This is a genomic window from Limosilactobacillus secundus (assembly GCF_020784695.1).
Lineage (GTDB): Bacteria > Bacillota > Bacilli > Lactobacillales > Lactobacillaceae > Limosilactobacillus > Limosilactobacillus reuteri_F.
Map to the genome: position 1 here is coordinate 80,809 of NZ_JAJGUA010000022.1, position 20,833 is coordinate 101,641.

At 38.4% G+C, this 20,833-nt stretch carries 21 protein-coding genes; 19 read left to right on the forward strand and 2 right to left on the reverse strand.

What is annotated here, in order from left to right:
• Window positions 1-32 precede the first annotated feature (32 nt).
• The 10 genes from LMB57_RS00915 (at window position 33) to LMB57_RS00960 (ending at window position 10,713) form a co-directional block, all read left to right on the forward strand.
• Window positions 33-605 carry a LysM domain-containing protein gene (locus tag LMB57_RS00915; protein WP_324255214.1) on the forward strand — a complete coding sequence of 191 codons (573 nt, stop codon included), beginning with the start codon at window positions 33-35 and terminating at the stop codon, window positions 603-605.
• A gap of 73 nt (window positions 606-678) precedes the next feature.
• On the forward strand, window positions 679-1,365 hold the full coding sequence (gene cmk / locus LMB57_RS00920) for a (d)CMP kinase (RefSeq protein WP_229272133.1): 687 nt from the start codon (window positions 679-681) through the stop codon (window positions 1,363-1,365).
• 72 nt (window positions 1,366-1,437) lie between these two features.
• Window positions 1,438-2,688, forward strand: a complete 1,251-nt coding sequence (gene rpsA / locus LMB57_RS00925) for a 30S ribosomal protein S1 (RefSeq protein WP_003666049.1) — start codon at window positions 1,438-1,440, stop codon at window positions 2,686-2,688.
• Window positions 2,689-2,779: 91 nt separating this feature from the next.
• On the forward strand, window positions 2,780-4,093 hold the full coding sequence (gene der / locus LMB57_RS00930) for a ribosome biogenesis GTPase Der (protein WP_229272132.1): 1,314 nt from the start codon (window positions 2,780-2,782) through the stop codon (window positions 4,091-4,093).
• A 209-nt stretch (window positions 4,094-4,302) separates the two neighbouring features.
• Window positions 4,303-4,578, forward strand: coding sequence for an HU family DNA-binding protein (locus LMB57_RS00935; RefSeq protein ID WP_003666054.1), 276 nt, complete (start codon window positions 4,303-4,305; stop codon window positions 4,576-4,578).
• 135 nt (window positions 4,579-4,713) lie between these two features.
• Window positions 4,714-5,979, forward strand: coding sequence for a tetratricopeptide repeat protein (locus LMB57_RS00940; protein WP_229272131.1), 1,266 nt, complete (start codon window positions 4,714-4,716; stop codon window positions 5,977-5,979).
• Between the two features lie 125 nt (window positions 5,980-6,104).
• The gene (locus LMB57_RS00945) at window positions 6,105-7,316 is read left to right on the forward strand and encodes a CCA tRNA nucleotidyltransferase (RefSeq protein WP_229272130.1); all 1,212 of its coding nucleotides are present in this window, start codon (window positions 6,105-6,107) and stop codon (window positions 7,314-7,316) included.
• Window position 7,317: 1 nt separating this feature from the next.
• Entirely contained in the window at window positions 7,318-9,228 is a 1,911-nt protein-coding gene (locus LMB57_RS00950; RefSeq protein ID WP_229272129.1) for an ABC-F family ATP-binding cassette domain-containing protein, read from the forward strand.
• 18 nt (window positions 9,229-9,246) lie between these two features.
• Complete coding sequence (locus LMB57_RS00955) at window positions 9,247-10,209, forward strand: thymidylate synthase (protein WP_229272128.1); 963 nt, start codon at window positions 9,247-9,249, stop codon at window positions 10,207-10,209.
• Between the two features lie 15 nt (window positions 10,210-10,224).
• Window positions 10,225-10,713 (forward strand): dihydrofolate reductase, encoded by a 489-nt coding sequence (locus tag LMB57_RS00960; RefSeq protein ID WP_229272127.1) that lies wholly within the window; start codon window positions 10,225-10,227, stop codon window positions 10,711-10,713.
• Here LMB57_RS00960 and trhA read toward each other — a convergent pair.
• Window positions 10,702-11,346 carry a PAQR family membrane homeostasis protein TrhA gene (gene trhA / locus LMB57_RS00965; RefSeq protein WP_229272126.1) on the reverse strand — a complete coding sequence of 215 codons (645 nt, stop codon included), beginning with the start codon at window positions 11,344-11,346 and terminating at the stop codon, window positions 10,702-10,704. The genes LMB57_RS00960 and trhA overlap by 12 nt on opposite strands.
• Before the next feature lie 178 nt (window positions 11,347-11,524).
• Between trhA and LMB57_RS00970 the strand changes: the two genes are divergently transcribed.
• The 9 genes from LMB57_RS00970 to LMB57_RS01010 all read left to right on the forward strand — a co-directional run bounded on the left by LMB57_RS00970 (window position 11,525) and on the right by LMB57_RS01010 (window position 20,056).
• Window positions 11,525-12,367, forward strand: coding sequence for a DegV family protein (locus LMB57_RS00970; protein WP_229272125.1), 843 nt, complete (start codon window positions 11,525-11,527; stop codon window positions 12,365-12,367).
• Between the two features lie 91 nt (window positions 12,368-12,458).
• The gene (locus LMB57_RS00975; RefSeq protein ID WP_229272124.1) at window positions 12,459-13,385 is read left to right on the forward strand and encodes an SGNH/GDSL hydrolase family protein; all 927 of its coding nucleotides are present in this window, start codon (window positions 12,459-12,461) and stop codon (window positions 13,383-13,385) included.
• Window positions 13,386-13,387: 2 nt separating this feature from the next.
• Window positions 13,388-13,990, forward strand: coding sequence for a YpmS family protein (locus LMB57_RS00980; RefSeq protein WP_229272123.1), 603 nt, complete (start codon window positions 13,388-13,390; stop codon window positions 13,988-13,990).
• Window positions 13,991-14,008: 18 nt separating this feature from the next.
• Window positions 14,009-14,230 (forward strand): YozE family protein, encoded by a 222-nt coding sequence (locus LMB57_RS00985; RefSeq protein WP_094511282.1) that lies wholly within the window; start codon window positions 14,009-14,011, stop codon window positions 14,228-14,230.
• 21 nt (window positions 14,231-14,251) lie between these two features.
• Complete coding sequence (gene ylqF / locus LMB57_RS00990) at window positions 14,252-15,124, forward strand: ribosome biogenesis GTPase YlqF (RefSeq protein WP_229272122.1); 873 nt, start codon at window positions 14,252-14,254, stop codon at window positions 15,122-15,124.
• Window positions 15,117-15,887 carry a ribonuclease HII gene (locus tag LMB57_RS00995; protein ID WP_229272121.1) on the forward strand — a complete coding sequence of 257 codons (771 nt, stop codon included), beginning with the start codon at window positions 15,117-15,119 and terminating at the stop codon, window positions 15,885-15,887. The genes ylqF and LMB57_RS00995 overlap by 8 nt, the downstream gene beginning before the upstream one ends.
• A gap of 49 nt (window positions 15,888-15,936) precedes the next feature.
• Window positions 15,937-16,812: a DNA-processing protein DprA gene (gene dprA, locus LMB57_RS01000; protein ID WP_229272120.1), complete on the forward strand. Its 876-nt coding sequence runs from the start codon at window positions 15,937-15,939 to the stop codon at window positions 16,810-16,812.
• A 121-nt stretch (window positions 16,813-16,933) separates the two neighbouring features.
• Window positions 16,934-19,054, forward strand: a complete 2,121-nt coding sequence (gene topA / locus LMB57_RS01005) for a type I DNA topoisomerase (protein WP_229272119.1) — start codon at window positions 16,934-16,936, stop codon at window positions 19,052-19,054.
• A 123-nt stretch (window positions 19,055-19,177) separates the two neighbouring features.
• On the forward strand, window positions 19,178-20,056 hold the full coding sequence (locus LMB57_RS01010) for an aldose 1-epimerase family protein (RefSeq protein ID WP_473964532.1): 879 nt from the start codon (window positions 19,178-19,180) through the stop codon (window positions 20,054-20,056).
• Between the two features lie 41 nt (window positions 20,057-20,097).
• On the opposite strand, the gene plsY is transcribed toward LMB57_RS01010, so the two are convergent.
• Window positions 20,098-20,727: a glycerol-3-phosphate 1-O-acyltransferase PlsY gene (gene plsY, locus LMB57_RS01015; protein ID WP_229272117.1), complete on the reverse strand. Its 630-nt coding sequence runs from the start codon at window positions 20,725-20,727 to the stop codon at window positions 20,098-20,100.
• Window positions 20,728-20,833: the final 106 nt, after the last annotated feature.

The window sequence follows — 20,833 nt, forward strand, 5'->3', positions numbered from 1 at the left end:
GTTAATTCTCAAAATAAGGAGGCATGATTACTTTGAGTGAGGAACGGAAAGAGAGCCGACGAGCTAATGATGAATTATGGGATAAAAAGTTTACCGATAACGAAGACCTTGATAGTGATGGCCATTTATCCCGAACAGAACACCGTAAGCAACGATCGCATAATTCAATGATTACTACGATCTTAATCGTGTTAATTATCGTTCTCGCCGCTACACCACTTATTTATTGGATTAATAATAAACAGTCCTTTAATCATCCGGTGAGAACTGAACAAGTAGCTACTAGTTCTGAAAATAGTAAAAAAAAAGAATCTCACAGTTCGAATACCTCTAGTGAGCATTCAAAGAAGGAATCTAGTGTAAGCAGTAGTGAATCTTCTTCTTCAAGTATTGAAGAATCGAGTTCGCCGCAAACCAGCCAAAGTTATAGTGCTCCGCAAAGCAGTAGCAGTTATTATCGATATAGTAGTAGTTATCGTTACGGTAATGGGTATCAAAACCGGACTACTCCTAATCGCTACAGTAGTTATCAGCAGCGTTATAACAATAACCAAACCTATAATCGCTACAATAATAATACAGAAAATACAAACCGTTATCGTTAACAATAGAGTATTGGCAGCAATTTTCTGATAAAGTAGTGGATTGGATTGAAAATAGAGGAGTGAATAGCTAATAATGTGTAAGAGATTGCAAGTAGCAATTGATGGTCCGGCCTCAGCAGGAAAGAGTACGGTCGCCAAATTAGTAGCAAAAAGGTTTAATTATGTCTATTGTGATACCGGCGCAATGTACCGAGCTGTTACATTAGCAGCATTAAACCAGGGCATTGATCCCAAAGATGATAAAAAGGTTGCTGAAATTGCTCGGCAAATAAAAATTGATTTCGAACCTGGTAAAACCGAACAAAGAGTTTTCTTGGATGGTAAAGAGGTGACTCGTGATATCCGGTTGCCTAAAGTAGCAGCAAATGTATCTGCTGTAGCGGCAGTTCCAGCTGTTCGCGAAGAGATGACTAAGCAACAGCGACAAATTGCTGAAAATGGTGGAATTGTAATGGATGGACGGGATATTGGTACAACTGTTTTACCACAAGCACCTGTAAAGATATTCATGGTAGCGAGTGCCTATGAACGGGCACGCCGGCGATATGCTGAAAACCAAGCAAAAGGGATTAATACAACGTCGCTTGAAGAATTACAAAAAGCAATTGAATTAAGGGATAAAAAAGACTCAACACGAGAAGTTTCGCCTCTTACACAAGCACCCGATGCAATCAAATTGGATACAACAAATATGACAATTGATGAAGTTGTGAGTGAAATCAGTAAAATAATTAAAAAAACACAAGATGAATTAGCCTAAATACTGGAAATGTGAAACAAATTTTAGTAAAATATCTTTTAGAGTTGATTGTTGCAAGGAGGATTTTTTTTAATGGCTGAAAACAACGAAAATAAAAACGATATGTTAGAAGCGCTTGATAGCATTGAACAAGTTAAGGTGGGCGATGTTGTCAAGGGTGAAGTTTTGGCAATCGATGACGATCGTCAAGCTATCGTTGGTATTAAAGATGCAGGGGTTGAAGGTGTCGTCCCTGCTAAGGAATTATCAACCAAGCCAGTTGAAGACATCAATGATGCTGTAAAAGTAGGTGACGAATTAGACTTAGTTGTCATTTCTAAGATCGGTAACGATAAGGAAAATGGTAGCTACCTTCTTTCTCACCGTCGTCTTGAAGCCCGTAAGGTATGGGATGACATTCAAAAGAAATTTGATGAAGGTGAACACATTACCGCCAAAGTCACTCAAGCTGTTAAGGGTGGATTAGTCGTTGATGCTGGAGTTCGTGGCTTCGTCCCTGCTTCAATGATTACTGATCACTATGTTGAAGACCTTAATCAATTTAAGGGTCAAGAACTTGAATTTAAGATTGTTGAAATTGAACCAAGCGAAAACCGTTTGATTCTTTCACACAAGGAAATTATTCAAGCTCAACACGAAAAGGCTGCTGAAAAGGTATTTGCTGAATTACAACCAGGTGATGTTGTTGAAGGTAAAGTTGCACGGATGACTAACTTCGGTGCATTTATTGACCTTGGCGGCGTTGATGGATTGGTTCACGTTTCTGAAATTTCATACGATCATGTTGACAAACCTTCTGATGTATTGACTGCTGGTCAAGATGTTAAGGTTAAGGTATTAAGCGTTGACCCTGAACGTGAACGGATTTCATTATCCATTAAGCAAACTTTACCAGGACCATGGGATGATATTGAAGAAAAGGCTCCAGTTGACAGCGTATTAACTGGTACTGTTAAGCGTTTGACTAGCTTTGGTGCTTTCGTTGAAGTATTCCCTGGTGTTGAAGGTTTAGTTCACATTTCACAAATCTCACACAAGCACATTGCTACACCTGCAGATGTTCTTAAGCCAGGTCAAGAAGTACAAGTTAAGGTAATCAATGTTGATCCTGAACACCAACGTCTTGGCTTATCAATGAAGGCTCTTGAAGAACGTCCAAAGGAAGACGAAAACAACAATAACAACGGCGAAAACTACCGTGGTCGTCGTCGTTCACGTCGTAACAATAACAACCGGAGCTTTATGAACAATGCTCCAGAAGAAGAAAGTGGCTTCTCAATGGGTGACTTAATTGGTGACAAGCTTAAGGACCTACGGAACTAGTTTCTTAAATTAATTATCTTTTAAGGGGGAAGTGACATGATTGTTACTTCCTCTTTAATCATTTAAAATAAAATGAAAGAAGGTGGAAAGATTGGCAAATCCAATCGTAGCAGTTGTTGGTCGTCCAAACGTTGGAAAATCAACATTATTCAATCGTATTGCAGGAGAACGGATTTCAATTGTTGAAGATACTCCTGGAGTTACTCGAGACCGTATTTATGCTCATGCTGAATGGTTAGGAAAACATTTTAGCATGATTGATACTGGTGGGATTGAAATATCAGATCAACCATTATTGACACAGATTCGTCAACAAGCAGAAGTTGCTATTGATGAAGCAGATGTAATAATCTTCGTTGCCGATGTAGAGAACGGAGTGACTGATGCTGATGAGCAAGTAGCACGAATTTTATATCGCTCCAATAAACCAGTGGTCTTAGCTGTTAATAAAGTCGATAACCCAGAACGGCGTAGTGATATTTATGATTACTATTCCCTTGGTCTAGGGGAGCCGTATGCAGTTTCAAGTGTTCACGGTATTGGAATGGGTGATCTTTTGGATGCCGTTATTAAAGAGTTTCCTGATAACGCCGCTAATGATGAAGATGATTCCATTCACTTTAGCTTTATCGGTCGTCCTAATGTGGGGAAATCATCACTAGTTAATGCAATTTTAGGTGAAAACCGGGTAATTGTTTCTAACGTTGCCGGAACTACACGTGATGCCATTAATACTCAATTTGAAACAGTCGATGGACAAAAATTCACGATGGTTGATACTGCTGGAATCCGCAAAAAAGGAAAAATATATGAGAATACTGAGCGTTATTCATTAATGCGTTCCATGCGGGCGATTGATGATAGTGATGTTGTACTTGTTGTCTTAAATGCAGAAGAAGGTATTCGCGAATTAGATAAGCATATTGCTGGATATGCCCACGAAGCAGGATGTGGGGTTATTATCGTCGTTAATAAGTGGGATACATTAAAAGAAAAAGATCACCGAACAATGACAGATTTTACTAATCTGATTCGGCAAGAATTCCAGTACCTCAGTTATGCACCAATTATTTTCGTTTCGGCGAAGACAAAGCAACGCTTAAATCAATTACCGGGATTGATCGAAGAAGTATATCAACATCACCGTCAACGGATCCAATCGGCAGTCTTAAATGATGTTTTAATGGATGCAATTGCTGCCAATCCGACTCCAACACAAAATGGTCGGCGTTTGCGAGTATACTACGGGACACAGGTTGCAACCGAACCACCAACATTTGTTATCTTTGTTAATGATCCAGAGTTAATGCATTTCTCCTATGAGCGTTATTTGGAAAATCAAATTCGGAAAGCTTTTGACTTTTCTGGTACACCAATCCATTTAATCAAGCGTCAACGGCAGTAAAAGTTAAAGAATCCATTGTAAAATGAAAAAACATTAAAAATGCGGATAGAAGTTGAGAAAACCGCTTGTCAGCAGGCTTTCACTATGCTAATCTTAACAATGAAATGATACGAACTTCTCGTAGTTATTTCGTTAATTTTGGACCACTCAAAATTAACATTCACAGACGTAAGTTTAATACTTTCGTTATTTGTGGGAGGTGAAACAACATGGCAAACAAAGCAGAATTAGTAAGCAATGTTGCTACTGCAACTGGCTTAACCAAGAAGGATGCTACTGCAGCTGTAGATGCTGTTTTCAGTTCAATCCAAGCATCTTTAGCTAAGGGTGAAAAGGTTCAATTGATCGGCTTCGGTAACTTCGAAGTACGTCAACGTGCTGCACGTAAGGGCCGCAACCCACAAACTGGAGAAGAAATTAACATTCCTGCAAGTAAGGTACCAGCATTCAAGCCTGGTAAAGCTTTAAAGGATGCTGTTAAGTAATTAACAGTTAAATGTTAAAAAGAGACTAGGAAAGCATGTGCTCTTCCCAGTCTCTTTTCTTTTTAAAGGCGTGTACAATGCTTAAAATCATTGATTGTGATATATTTAAAAGTGATAGTAAAAGGAGGGCATAATATGACCTACTCAGAACAAATGCTTGACCAATTAGAAGCAGGAAAATTAAAAGAAGCCCAAAAATCATTTAAACTCGCACTAATTAATGATGATGATGATATGTTATTTAGCCTTGCAGAGGAATTATATGCATTGGGCTTTCTTCAACAGGCACGAACGATTTACTTAAAATTATTAGATCGTTATCCCGATGAAGATGAATTAAAGACTAATTTAGCGACGATTGCAATTGATGAGGGACATAATGACGAAGCTTTATCATACTTAGCCCAGATTAAGCCGAACTCACCAGCTTATGTTCAATCATTACTGGTTGCAGCGGACTTATATCAAACTGAAGAAGAATTTGAAGTGACGGAGGACAAGTTAAAAGAAGCTTACGCATTAGCTCCCGATGAACCAGCTGTTGAATTTGCGCTCGGTGAATTTTACTTTATGGTTGGCCAATATTCTGAAGCAATCCAATATTACTTCCAATTAATTAAAAATGGATATACTGACTTTGCGAAAGTTGATATTGCTGGACGCCTAGGCATTTGTTACGCTCAGAGTGGTCAGTTTAAGAAGGCTTTAGGCTACTTCAATCAGGTTAAGCCGGAATACCAGACTAGTGATATTCGTTTCCAAAAGGGATTGACCCAACTTCAATTAGGAGATACTGAAAAGGCAATAAAAACTTTAGAGGATCTTATTAACGATGATAACCAATATGCATCTGCTTATCCTGAACTAGCAAAGGCGTATGAAAAGGAAAATAAGTATCAGCAAGCATTACGAGTTGTTCAAGAAGGGCTCAGTGTTGATCAATACAATGAATACCTTTATTCACTGGCGGCTGAAATTACCAGTCACCTTGGCGATCAAAAGTTAATGAAGAAATACTTGGTAAAAGCGCATGAACTTGCTCCAGAGAATATGACGATCACCTTGCAATATAGTAATTTCTTACTTCACCAACACGATGATGAGGCAAATATTAAGCTTTTGAGTCCATTGGTAAAAGAAGATGAAACTGATCCACAATTATATTGGAATCTTGCGCGGTCATATCAACGAACTGATCAGCTTGAATTAGCCGGAAAATATTATGAAGCTGCTTTGCCAGCATACAGTGAAAATCCAACATTCTTAAAAGAATTAATTAATTACTACCGCGAAACTGGTGAAACTGATAAGTTAATAGATGAATTGGAACACTATCTCCGGTTAGTTCCAACGGATACTGAAATGCAGGATCTCTATGACCAATATGAAGATTACAAATAATTTTTAATTTAAATGAGACAGGAAACGTTAACGATTTTAGCCGTTCTTTACGCTTCCTGTCTCTTTTTAGTAGTAACTTAATTTGTTATAATCAACTTTGATTATCAAAATGAGGACATGATTAAATGAAAATAAAACAATTACCAGCTATATTTGAACCAGCACGCCCTGTCTTACAAAAAATAGAGGAGGCTGGCTACGAAGCATATTTTGTTGGCGGTTGTGTCCGTGACACTATCTTGCATGATGAGATTCATGATATAGATATAGCAACGAGTGCTTACCCTAGTGAAATAAAGGCGATTTTTAACCATACTGTTGATACCGGAATTGAACATGGTACAGTTATGATTCTCGACCATGGAACGGGATATGAAACAACTACTTTTAGAACCGAGTCAGGTTACCAAGACTACCGCCGTCCTGATAAAGTGACTTTTGTTCGTTCATTAAGTGAAGATCTCCAGCGTCGGGACTTCACAATTAACGCCCTCGCCTTACGTGAAGATGGGGAAGTTATTGATCTGTTTGACGGACTAGAAGACTTGCAAAAACATCTTATTAAAGCGGTTGGCAACCCTAATGAACGTTTTCATGAAGATGCTTTACGGATGATGCGGGCTGTGCGTTTTGCAAGTAAGCTTGATTTTGTCATTGATACTGCAACATTAAAAGGGATTAAAGAAAATGCACCATTATTAGAAAAAATTGCCGTTGAACGAATCCGAGTTGAGCTAGAAAAACTATTGCTAGGCCAAAATCCAGTAGCGGGCTTAAAAGATTTTATTGCGACTGGATTGTATCGATATTGTCCAGGTTTGGAAAATGCGCAAGCTGCTTTATCGGCTTTATTAATTCTTCACCAATGGTATTTGGAAAATGAGGTTCAATTGTGGTCAGTTTTAAGCTTACAACTCCAGCTTGATCAAACAGAAATTGGTAAATTCTTAAAGAAGTGGAAGACAGCAAATGATTTAATTGCGCAGGTCAAAAAAGTAGTTCCAGCAGTCCAAGCAATTCGCCAACATGAGCTTACACCAACACTAATGTTTAATACCGGAAAAGCAGCCCTTCATGATGCTAACCAAGTAGCTAAGTTATATGGATGGGCAATTAATGATGAAGAATTGCAAAAAGCTTATCAAAAATTACCAATTAAAAACGCTAAAGAATTAGCAGTTGATGGTCGAGTCTTAATTACTAAAGCGGGGGTAAAACCAGGACCATTGATGGGCAAAATTCTTCAGCAATTAACGTTTGCAGTGGTAAATGGTGAGATAGCTAACGATGCAACAAACTTGTTAGAAAAAGTAGAAGAGATAACGAAAGAGGGATAATATGCAAACTATGCATGCAGAGGGTCTAACTAGTACATACGGTGAAAAGACCTTATTTGATGATATTTCATTTATTATCAATGAAAATGATCGAATTGGACTGATTGGCGTTAATGGAAGTGGAAAAACAAGTCTTCTTAACGTAATTAGTGGGGAAGTAAACCCAGAAGGTGGCGGTCAGATCACTAAACCTAATGATTATACGATCGGTTATTTAAAGCAGCAGCCTGAGCTTGATGAAAACAAAACAATCATGGAAGCTGTTTTTGAAGGTAAACAGCCAGTCTTTGAAACAATTCGTCAATATGAGCTGGCTCTTGAACGCTTTACAAAGCACCCAGAAGATCCACAAGCAATCGACCGTTACACAAAAATGCAGGCGCGGATGGACCAAGAAGATGCATGGGAAGCAGATAGTCGGGTAAAGACGATTCTGACCCAGTTAAAGATAAAAGATGTAAGTCAAAAGATTGTTCAACTTTCTGGAGGACAAAAGAAGCGAGTTGGGTTAGCGCAAGTCTTAATTCAACAGCCAGACCTTTTATTACTTGATGAACCGACTAACCACTTAGACCTTGATTCAGTAGTTTGGCTCCAAGATTTTCTTCGCAGTTATAAGGGTGCCGTCCTCGTTGTTACTCACGATCGCTACTTCTTGGATCAAATTACAAATCATATCTGGGAACTATCTTTTGGTAAACTTTATCACTACGAAGGAAATTATCAGGACTTTGTAGCGAAAAAGGCAGAACGAGTAGCGTTAGCTAAAGATACTGAGAAAAAGAATCAACAGCTATATAAAAAAGAATTAGCCTGGATGCGAACAGGTGCAAAAGCCCGTTCTACAAAACAAAAGGGACGGATCAATCGGTTCCACGAATTAGAAGGAAAAATCGGTAATCTTAAAACGGATGAAGATATTGCTATCAATCTTGGATCACAACGTTTAGGAAAAGATGTCATTCAATTTAAGGACGCCAACTTAAAATTTGATAATCACCAAATTCTTCATGACTTCAATTGGCTTGTTCAAGCAGGTGATCGAATTGGAATTACTGGTGAAAACGGGGCGGGTAAGACGAGTTTATTAAACGTGATTGCCCAACGTGTCCCCCTAGATAGTGGTGTCCTTAAGATTGGGGAAACCGTTAAGTTAGGGTATTATACCCAGCAAACAGAAGGAATTGACAATGATAAACGGATGATTAGTTTCTTGTCTGAAATTGCAGATAATGTTACTGACAAGGATGGCAATAAGCTCAGCGTTACTCAGTTATTGGAACGTTTCTTATTCCCGCGTTTTATGCACGGTACTTTGATCAGAAAGCTTTCTGGGGGTGAAAAGCGACGGTTATACCTCTTAAAGATCTTAATGCAGCAGCCCAATGTCTTACTACTCGATGAGCCAACTAATGATCTTGATATTGGAACATTAACAGTTCTTGAAGATTACCTAGATAATTTTGCGGGAACTGTAATTACGGTTTCTCATGATCGTTATTTCTTAGATAAAGTGGCAGACAATTTGCTAATCTTCAATGGAAATGGAGATATTGAGCGTTATACGGGACGGTTTACTGATTATTTGACTGCTAAAAAGGAAGAAGCAGATAAAGACAAAGAGTATAAAAATAATCAAAAAAACCTTGCTAAAAAACAGATAAATAAGCAAGAACCAGCCAAAAAAGAAAAAACAAAACTTACTTATGCTGAGCAGCTCGAGTGGGATCGTATTGATGAAGAATTAGATGACCTTGATCAACAGCATCAACAATTAGAAAATGAAATGGCTGAAGCGGCAAGTGATTATACGAAAATTGCTAAGTTACAGAAGCAACTAAATGAAATACAAGAAAAAATTGATGAAAAGACAGCTCGTTGGGAGTATTTAAGCACATACGTTGATGAGTAAAGGAAGGGACAAATAAGGATGGCAACAAATGTAAATGAAGAGCAATACTTAGACTTAATTCGTTATGTTTTGACGAATGGACATCAAAAAGGCGATCGGACAGGAACAGGTACTAAATCTGTTTTCGGATATCAGATGCGATTTGACCTAAGTAAAGGTTTTCCTATTTTAACTACTAAGAAGGTCCCATTTGGCTTGATTAAGAGTGAATTACTATGGTTTTTACGAGGTGACACCAACATTCGCTTTTTACTTCAACACAAGAATCATATTTGGGATGAATGGGCATTTAAGAAGTGGGTGGAAAGTGATGAATATCAAGGCCCAGATATGACGGACTTTGGTCACCGCTGGCTTAAAGATCCAGAGTTTAAGAAGGTCTATCTCCAAGAAAAGAAGGCTTTCTGTCAGCGAATTCTTGACGATGATGTATTTGCCCAAAAGTACGGCGATTTAGGGCTTGTTTATGGAAGTCAGTGGCGAAAGTGGAAGACAAGTCAAGGAGACACAATTGATCAAATTGCTAATGTTATCCAGCAGATTAAAACTACTCCGGATTCACGGCGGATGATTGTTTCGGCTTGGAATCCAGAAGATGTTCCTTCCATGGCTCTTCCTCCTTGTCACACAATGTTCCAATTTTATGTTAATGATGGAAAGCTTAGTTGTCAGCTCTATCAGCGAAGCGCCGACATCTTTTTAGGTGTTCCATTCAATATCGCTAGTTATGCCTTATTGACGCATATGATTGCTCATCAATGCGGTCTAGAACCTGGCGAGTTTGTTCATACATTAGGGGATGCTCACATTTATCTAAACCATCTTGATCAAGTTAAAGAACAGTTGACAAGAACACCTCATGAAGCTCCCAAATTGATTTTACCTGCCGAACCAAAACCAATCGATCAATATGAAATGACTGATATTAAGTTAGAAGGCTATACTCATGAGCCGGCAATCAAGGCTCCTGTAGCAGTTTAAAAGGAGTGGTTCAAAATGAGTGAGCTGAATTTAATCTGGGCGGAAGATTTAAATGGCTGGATTGGCAAAGACAATACAATTCCATGGCATGTTTCTGCCGATATGAAGCATTTTAAGACAAAGACTACTGGGCACCCAATTATAATGGGACGAAGAACTTTTGCCTCGCTTGGTAATAAACCGTTGCCTAAGCGGGAAAATATTGTGCTTACCAGTCAGAACATAGATGCTGAAGGAGTGAAGGTCGTTCATACTTTGGCTGCCCTTAAAGAATATCTTAGAGCAAATCCAAACGAATATTTTGTAATCGGCGGGGCAACCATCTATCAGCAATTACTCCCAATGGCGACAAAGCTAACACGAACGGTGATAAATAAGCAAATTGTTGGAGATACAAAAATGCCAACGATCGATTATGACCGTTGGCACTTAGTAAATCACAATAATTATGAAAAAGATGCTCAGCTAGTTTGTCGTTTTGAAGAATGGGAACTAAACGTATAAGAGAATTGAGAAATACATTAATATCGTTCCGATGAGGACAAAAATATGCCAAATCAAATGGGTATATGCAGTTGGTCGACTATAGAAGAGGGCGCCAAGTGTAAAGGAGAGTCCTCCTAGTAAAAGCAATCCGAAGCCAACTGGACCAAGAGCACGCCAGAGAGGCATGAAGGCAACTAGACATAGCCAGCCCATAAGAATGTAAATAATGGTTGAATATTTACTTCTATGTTTTAACCAAATACATTTATACACGATTCCAATGATAGATAGTCCCCAAATCACTCCGAAAATTGTCCAGCCTAACCAGCCACGGATACTAACTAAACAATAGGGGGTATATGTGGCAGCAATAAGCACAAAGATCATTGAATGGTCGAGAATTTGAAAAACTCGTTTGGCTCGTGTAAAGATCAATGCATGAAATAAGGTTGACGAAAGGTAAAAAAGAATTAAAGCACTTCCGTAAATAGTAAAGGTAACAATTCGCATAGGACTACCAGTATGAACAGCTCTGATAATTAACAAGATCAAGCCAGCAATCGATAGTCCTGCTCCAATTCCATGAGTAACCGCATTACCTATTTCTGTCAACAAAGTACGCCGATCTCTTGTTTCTTTTTGTGTATCCATCAAAAAACCCCTTTCCAAAGACCAATGAATTTTTAAAATATTTTTGTTATACTAAATAAATAGTAATTGATCCTACAAAATTAGATAAAATTGAGTATAATAGTACTTGAAATTAATTATCTAGTTCTCAATACTAGATAATTATAGCACAAATTGTTCAGGAAGAGTGGTAAGTTTCATGGCAAAGATAAAAATTGTTTGTGACTCATCAGCAGGATTAACTGATGAAGAAATTAAAAAATATGACATTACAATTATACCATTAAGTGTAATGATTGATGGGACGGTATACGTTGAGCGTGAAACAATTACAAACGAACAGTTCCCTGAAATGATGAAGAATGCTAAGTCACTACCAAAGACTTCCCAGCCACCAATTGGGAAGTTTGTAGATGCCTTTGATAAACTAGGCGAAGATGGCAGCGAAGTATTATGCGTTACAATGATGGAATCAATTAGTGGGACCGCCCATGCGGCTGAACAAGCAGCTGGAATGACAAAGACAAAAGTTACAGTCTACGATTCCCAGTCAACAGATCAAGTAATGGGCTTTGAAATAATTGAAGCCGCCCAAGTGATTGAAGCTGGTGGGAGCGTTGAAGATGCAATTGCTAAGATGAAAGAAGTACTTAGTAAATCTGAACTTTATTTGGCAATTGATAACCTTGATAATTTAGTTGCTGGTGGCCGGATTAGTAGATTTGCGGGTGCTATTTCTAATCTATTAAACATTAAGGTTATGCTCCATGTGTATGATGGTCAGATTCATATTGAGTCCAAAGGTCGCGGCATTAAATCAATACGTAAAGAATGGGATAAGATTTTAGATGAAATGGCACGAGGACCTAAAGTTAAGCGAATTGGGATTTCTCATGTCGATGCTGGCAAAGAAGTAGAACGCTTATTAGCAAAACTAAAAGAACTTTATCCAGAAATCGATGTTACTGTTCGTGAGACAGTACCAATTATTGCAACTCACACTGGAATGGGTGCTTGTTGTTTGCTATACTATACAGAATAATCTTTGATAAAAATAAGTGGAGGCTGAGAAAAATGGAAATTTTTCCCAGCCTCTATCTTCTTAAAATTTTAAAATAAAGGACTATAGATAGATGAAAAAGTGGACTAAATGGCTATTATTATCACTTTTGGCTATTGTGATTATTGGTGGAGGATGGTTTACTGTTAACTACTTTACAAGTTTAACTAGTAATAGTTCAAAAGTTGTCAAATCAAAGTATGTTGAAAAGAAAAATGTAAAGCTGGTTGCGCTCGGCGATTCCCTTACTCATGGTCAAGGGGATGAGACTAATAATGGTGGATACGTTGGAGTAATTAAGAAAAAAATTGAACATCGTTATCACCAAACTAAGGTTACAACAGTCAATTACGGGGTAACAGGGGATCGGTCTGACCAGATTCTTGACCGGGTAAATCAGCAATCTCAGTTGCGCAGTGATTTACGGAGCGCGGATGTAATTACAATGACTGTTGGTGGAAACGACTTGATGCAGATCCTAGAAAAAAACGTAATGGGTTCTGAACGACAAGTCACTAGTAGTGTGGAAAGCGGTGAAAAAACTTATCAACAAAAATTGAGTAAGCTATTTGATGCAGTTCGAAAGGAAAATCCCAAGGCCCCTATTTTTGTAATGAGTATTTATAATCCCTTCTATACCTATTTCCCAGATGTAACAATTATCAATCAGTCCATCAATCAATGGAACCAAACTACGCAAGATACAATGAATAATTATAAATCAATGTATTTTGTGAACATTAATAAGTTGATGTCATACGGCCAATATCAGACGAAAAGTCAGCAACAACAGCTGGTTAAGGAAGAAGAAAAGGCTAACCAAGGGCAAGTCAGTCAAAAACGAGTCATTGAAATTATGAATCATAAGGATAAGAACCTTAATAAATATATTTCAACAGAAGATAATTTTCACCCTAATCATACGGGATACGTTAAAATTGCTGACCAATTATTTAAGGTAATGCAAAAACATGATAGCTGGGAATTTACACGGAGGTAAAAATGAAAAATTCTGAAGGAAAAAAGATTAATTGGTGGAAGTGGGCCTTTTTTTGTTTAGTTGCGCTGATTGTAATTAGTTGCGGGGTTGTATTAAATAAAGCGACTGCTCCTATGCCAGCAACAACGATGAGCAAAGCGGTAAAACCGAGTGATTCCTCGGTGACAGTTGAATTAAATAAAAAACAGGTGAATGCTTTAGCTGCTAATTATTTGAATCAGTTTTTAAAAGGGCAAAAGATCCGTTATGATTTTATTGTTGGCGATCAGTATGCTACCCTGACAGGGAATACTAAGTTTCTAGGAGCTAAGGTACGATTTGCCATTAACTTTATTCCCGAACGGTTAAATAATGGAAATGTCTTGTTGCGCGCTAAGGGACTTTCAGTTGGACGGTTAAATATCCCGATCAAATTTGTGATGGGTTACATTGCAAAGAATTATAATATTCCTAAATGGGTAACAATTAATCCACAAAAGAAGACAGTTTTATTAGATCTTAACCGTTATAGCAAGCATCGTTCTCTTAAGTACTCAGCTCAGGAAATTAACATGCAAGAAGGACGGTTTAAGTTTTTAATCACAGTCCCAACAAGCAATGAATAAATATTGGAGGAAATTAAAATGAGAATGAGTTTTTATCAGTTTTTAATGACTCAACGAAATCCGAATAGCGCAGATGAAGTTCAACAGTTTGCAAACAATGCTTTTTTAGATACTACTTTCCCTAAGCATTCAGAGGATTTTGATGAAGTTTCGCACTATCTAGAAGAGAATGCCGACTATTTGCCATCGATGACAATTTTTGATGAAGCATGGCAACGGTATATTGATGCAATGAATTAAAAGAGAAAGGGAGAAAGTTAAATGGCAACAATTCAATGGTTTCCAGGACACATGGCAAAAGCATTACGACAAATTCGTGAGCAAATGTCATTAGTTGATATTTTATTTGAGCTAGTTGATGCTCGTGTCCCTTATTCGTCGCAAAATCCAGAAGTGGCACTAGCTGCAGGAGAAAAGCCAAAACTTTTGATTATGACAAAGACAGACCTGGCAGACCAGAAACGATTAAATGAATGGACTAAATACTTTGAGCAACATAATCAACCAGTTCTTGCCCTCGATTCACGACAAAATAATGTGGCAAAAGTTGTAACGGCTAAAAGTAAAGAAATATTAAAAGATAAATTAGCAGAAGAAAGAGCTAAGGGGATGAAAAAGAGGCCAATTCGGGCAATGTGTGTTGGTGTTCCTAATGTGGGGAAATCCACTCTTTTAAATCACTTAGTAAAAAAGAACGTTGCGGCTACTGGAAATCGTCCAGGAGTTACTACTGGGCAACAATGGTTACGGTCATCAGCAGAATTGGAATTACTCGATACTCCTGGTGTCCTTTGGCATAAATTTGCTACTCCTAAACAAGGGTTAATGTTGGCTTTAACAGGCGCAATTAAAGATAGCTTATACGCAAAGGACGATGTAGCATTGTTTGCCCTCGATTATTTGCGGCAACACCAGCCAGAATTATTAAAACAACGTTACCACTTAACTGATGCCGAGCTAGATGAATCGGTTGCCAATCCAGATTTACTATTAACGATTACTGCTAAAATGGGTTTTCGTGATGATTATGATCGAGCTAGTGAACGGTTGATTTTTGACTTGCGAAAAGGGAAATTAGGACCAATTACTTTGGAAGTACCAGTTGATCTAAACGAGGATGGACTAAATGAATAAGGAAACCATTAGTCAAATTAAGACCCGTTTACAAACTATTACAGATACAACTGATCCTTACTTGCAGACTATTCGTGATGATTCGCGAAAGGGTGTTCAAACGGCAATTCAGCAATTTGAGCGCCGAATTGCTCGGCAAAAGGAAGCTAAAGAGGCGTTCAAAAAGCGGTTCAAATATGAAAATTACTACTGGGAAAATGGATGCCAGTATGTTGCAGGAATGGATGAAGTAGGGAGAGGACCGTTGGCTGGACCGGTGGTTACTTGTGCAGTAATTTTAAATGCAGATTTTGACCTGATAGGGGTAACAGATTCCAAACAATTAACTAGGCATGAACGGGAAAATTTGTATTTACGGATTGTTGATGAGGCAGTTGAAGTCAGCATCGCGGTGAATGATGCGCCAGTGATTGATCAAATGAATATTTATGCTGCTACCCAGAATGCAATGATTCAAGCAGTTAACCGCCTTCACCATCGGCCAGACCATCTGATCGTTGATGCTGTTCCGTTAGCAATTGATATTCCTCAGACAACCTTAATTAAAGGGGATCAAAAGAGTATTAGTGTTGCTGCGGCTAGCATTGTCGCGAAAGAATACCGAGATCACTTAATGCGAGACTATGACTATGTTTATCCAGGGTATGGTTTTGCACAAAATATGGGTTATGGGACCAGAGAACATTTAGCCGGCTTAGAAAAAATGGGAGCAACTCCTATTCATCGACGTTCTTTTAATCCTGTTCCAAAATATTTAAATTAAAAATGCATTTTCAAAAAGCTTTCGTATATAAATATAGGGAGGCTTTTTTATGTTACAAGTAAACGATTTTCTATTACGTTTAAGTTTATGTCGCGGGATTGGCTTAGTTTCAAAGTATCGTCTATGGGAGTGTGCTCAACAGGCACGATGCTTTAATAATATTAACTATTTGATTGATCATGCAAATATTAGCTTGCGAAGTGCATCATCATTAAAAAATAACTGGACAAGTCCAGAACTTGATCAAGCAGTGGCCTTAAATAGGCAGGAAAAGTTTATTACGATTGTGGATCCATTATACCCGATGCCCTTGAAAGAGACGTACTGTCCGCCCTTAGTTTTGTTTTATCGTGGTAATTTGAGTTTGCTTCATCAACCTTCAATTGGTGTTGTTGGCACTAGACAAATAACTAATTATGGACAGAGCGCTTTACGGGGATTATTACCACCAATAATTAAGCGGCAAATAGTAGTAATCAGCGGATTAGCTCAAGGAGTAGATGGTTTTAGCCATGAACTTGCGCTAAAACATGGTGGCCTTACTATTGGAGTGATTGGGACAGGTTTAGATCAAGCTTACCCACGAAATCACCACGCTCTTCAAGATGAAGTTGCCAGACAAGGATTAGTAATTTCTGAGTATGGGCGGGGCGAACCACCTGTGGCTTATCACTTTCCAGAAAGGAACCGAATTATTGCAGGTTTAAGCGAAGTGGTTTTGGTTGTCGAGGCAAAGAAACGGAGTGGGAGTTTAATCACGGCTAATATCGGCTTAGATGAAAATCGGTCGGTATGTGCTATTCCTGGAAGGATTGATGCTCCTTTATCAGTAGGATGTAACAGTTTAATCGCAGCTGGCGCGAAACCAATTCTCAGCGCCCAAGATCTGCTAGATGAGTTTCAGCTGTATGATTCGAAGGCTTGATTTCTGGTGAGAAGTTGATTAAAATATTTTGTTCAGTTAGAGATTATATTTGACAGATGGTAGTCAAATGGATTAATAATATTATTGAATGAAATATTAAAAATGTTAGGAGCCTACCAGAATGGCAACCAAAACAACCAAATCAACGGCGAAAAAGACAACTCGTCGCCGTTCAAAAATTAAAAAAAATCTGGTGATCGTGGAGTCACCATCAAAGGCAAAAACAATCGGTAAATTTTTAGGCCGGTCCTATAAGGTTGTGGCTAGTTTAGGCCATATTCGGGACTTACCAAAAAGCCGGATGGGGGTAGATATTGAAAATGACTACACCCCTGATTACATTTCAATTCGGGGGAAGGGTGATGTAATTAAGGAACTACGGAAGGACGCTAAAAATGCGAAAGCCGTATATCTTGCATCTGACCCGGACCGTGAAGGGGAAGCAATTGCCTGGCATGTTTCAAATATTTTAAAGCTTGACGATGATCAAAAGAACCGGGTTACCTTTAATGAAATTACTAAGGATGCGGTTAAAGAAGCTTTTAAGGAACCCCGAGAAATTAATATGGATCTCGTGGATGCCCAACAGGCACGACGGGTATTAGATCGATTAGTTGGATATTCAATTAGCCCAATTTTATGGAAGAAAGTTAAAAAAGGCTTAAGTGCTGGTCGTGTGCAATCAGTTGCCCTTTATCTGATTATTCAACGTGAAAATGAAATTAAAAACTTCAAACCAGAGGAATACTGGACAATTGATGCTGATTTCAAGAAGGACAAAGAAGAATTTAAGGCTAGTTTTTACGGTGAAAATGGTAAAAAGGTTTCCTTGAAGAATAATGATGACGTGCAAGCAATCCTTTCTAAACTTGATAAAAAGAAAGACTTTGATGTTACTAAGGTGACGAAAAAAGAACGTCGTCGGCAACCACAGCCACCATATACGACCTCGACTATGCAACAAGACGCCAACCGTCGTTTGAACTTCCGAACACGAAAGACAATGATGGCAGCACAAATGTTATATGAAGGAATCGACATTAAAGAAGGGGCGCCAGTTGGGTTAATTACCTATATGCGGACGGACTCGACTCGGGTAGCCTCAATTGCTAAGCATGAAGCGTCTAACTATATTCATGAAAACTATGGAGCGGAATATGCGGCAATAAAGCCGGTTAAGGGAAAATTACCTGAAGGAGCACAAGATGCTCACGAAGCTATCCGGCCAACTTCAGTTTACCGGACACCAGCTAAAATGAAGCAATATTTAACTCCTGACCAATATAAACTTTATAATTTGATTTGGTCACGGTTTGTAGCTAGTCAAATGACTGCAGAAGTAATTGATACGATGAGTATTAACCTTCAGCAAAATGGGGTCGATTTCCGTGCAAATGGATCAAAAGTTAAGTTCCCTGGATTTACGAAAGTATATAAACGAGGAACTGAAAAAGATAACTTATTGCCAGAATTAACTGAAGGTGACAAAGCAAAAATGATAAAGGACGATCCGGCCCAGCACTTTACCCAGCCGCCTGCTCGTTATACAGAAGCGGCTCTTATTAAAACCTTGGAAGAAAATGGCGTCGGTCGTCCATCAACCTATGCTCCAACTCTTGATACGATTCAGCGCCGTTATTATGTACGCCTTGTATCACGCCACTTTGAGCCAACTGAATTGGGTGAAATTGTCAATCGAATTATCGAAAAGCAATTTCCTGATATTGTCAATGTCCAATTTACTGCCGATATTGAAGGAAAGCTTGATGAGATCGAAGAAGGGAAGCAAAACTGGATTAATGTTGTTGATAAATTCTATCAACCATTCTCAAAAGAAGTTGATACAGCTGAAGAAGAGGTTGATAAGATTGAGATGAAGGATGAGCTTGCTGGAACAGATTGTGAAATTTGCGGGGCCCCAATGGTTATTAAAATGGGACGTTATGGTAAATTTTATGCATGTTCTCGCTTCCCAAATTGTCGGAATACCAAAGCGATTGTAAAAGATACCGGAATTACATGTCCAAAGTGTGGACAAGGAACGGTTGTTGAACGAAAGTCAAAGAAAAACCGAACTTTCTATGGCTGTTCTCGTTATCCAGATTGTGACTTTGTTTCATGGGATAAACCGATTGGACGTAATTGCCCTAAGGATGGCCATTTCCTTGTTGAAAAGAAAGTTAAGGGCGGCAAACAGGTTGTCTGTCCAAATGGAGATTACCAAGAAGAAGTTCAGAAGTAAAAATGTTGCACTTGTTTTACTTAATTTTTTATTGAAAAGGGTTCCAAAATCTGCTATTGTGCGTTTGGAACCTTTTTTATATACTTAATGTTAAACGATTATCAATTGAAGGGATCGATAACAATGATTACTTTACAAAACCAACAATTAACTGTGCAAATTGATGAATTAGGTGCTCAATTACATAGTATTAAACGGCAGGATAACGAAATCGAATACTTATGGCAGGGGGATCCCGCTTCATGGAATCGCCAAGCGCCAATCCTTTTTCCGTTCGTGGGCCGCTTAAAAGATGATCAATATCAATATGGCAACCAAACTTATCATCAAACGCAACATGGTTTTGCACGTGATCGAAAATTCCAAGTTATTGAGCAAACACCATCGATGGTTGTGATGGAAGAGCATGATGATAGTGAAACTAAGAAGGTATTTCCTTTTTCATTTAGTCTTCAGGTAAAATTCGAATTAGTTGTTGATAAGGTTGAAATCAGCTATGCGGTAAAAAACCCGAGTGGAGATGAAACCTTAATCTATGCTATTGGAGCACATCCTGGTTTTAATATGCCATTAACTGGTGCCGGGAATTTTGAACAAACAGAATTAAGCGTTAAACCGGCAACAGAATATTCACGGATCGTTTTAGATGGCTCCTATAACGATTCAGCTCATCCGCAATTGATTGATATGAAGGAGTCGTTATCACTTAATCATGATCTTTTTAACAAGGATGCTATTATTTTCAAAACAGATGGCGGCCATTTTACAGCCAAATTAACAGATACTGTTGCTAATCATGGGGTCGTAGTTGATACCTTTAATACGGAATATGTAGGAGTTTGGTCGCAGTATCCAAGTACAGCTCCATTTGTATGTGTAGAACCATGGTGGGGAATAGCAGATAATGTCAATGCTGATGGGCTGCTCCTTCATAAGCAAGGGATGCATCGTCTTGCACCAAATGAAACAGATAATTATCACTTTAGTATTAAGCCATTTTAACGAAAAAATAGGAGACTGTGAAACTTTCCATTTCCAGTCTCCTATTTATTTAGCTTCTTTTCTCGTAAATAATAGCCAAGGCCAAAACTTACCATTGATTCTTTTCCAGTTAAAATTCGATGAATATTTGATCGATGACGGTAAAAGACCAATCCTGTTAATATTCCAGCCACGATTGCTAAAATCCAAGCATGAATGAAGATGGCAATAATAAAAATTGCACTAATACCTACCATGCTGGCGGCACTAACCATACTTGTTAAGCATAAGACGAAGATAAAAATCAAACATGCAATAACAAAGAGGAGGGGGTTATAAGCTAATAGAATCCCCGCGCTAGTTGCCACTGCCTTTCCACCATGAAAATTATCGAATATTGATACAGTATGACCAAGGCTGGCAAATAGTCCGATCAGCAGTGGATTGACGGTTCCAGATATCCCTAAAAAGTATGGCTGACTGGCAGCAAGTGTTCCCTTTAGAATATCGATAACCAAAACAACGACACCCGCCTTAAAACCTAGTGTCCGAAAGGTATTTGTTGTGCCGATATTACCGCTACCTAACTTGCGGATATCTTTATGATAAATATACTTACCAATCCAGAGGCCAGTTGGGATTGAACCTAAGAGGTAAGCGATAATAATCATCCCAATAATTTCAAAAATCATATAAATAGCTCCTTAATAATAGCTTATACAGCTTTTAAGCATAGCATGAATATTTAATTTTAACCACTAGGAAGACACAATTTGCCAATCTACCAAGTTTTCAGTA